This is a genomic window from Bartonella sp. AA81SXKL, from assembly GCF_042196945.1.
Lineage (GTDB): Bacteria > Pseudomonadota > Alphaproteobacteria > Rhizobiales > Rhizobiaceae > Bartonella.
On record NZ_JBHIRH010000374.1, the window covers coordinates 1 to 247 of the forward strand.

General features: G+C 40.1%; 1 protein-coding gene. It reads left to right on the forward strand.

What is annotated here, in order from left to right; genetic code table 11:
• Positions 1–40: 40 nt before the first annotated feature.
• On the forward strand, positions 41–247 hold a 207-nt coding region (locus tag ACFINZ_RS11755; RefSeq protein ID WP_375701617.1), incomplete at its 3' end, for a hypothetical protein.

The following is a 247-nucleotide window of genomic DNA, read 5'->3' on the forward strand; positions in this document are numbered from 1 at the left end:
TAATTTAAATTTACTTGATAATAGTATTAATTCACGAGCTTTGGCTCCTCAAACGTTCACTATTTTAGGGATTAAAGGTATTGTAGGTTATGATCCCTTTACAAATCAGATGTCAACAAGAACCAATATAGTTTGGAAAAATACGGGAGGTGTATTCACTGCTGGTCGTACTGATAAAGGAATAACACGACAGGTTGTAGGGGTTGCTGCCGGTCGGGAAGATACCGACGCAGTGAATGTCGCGCAG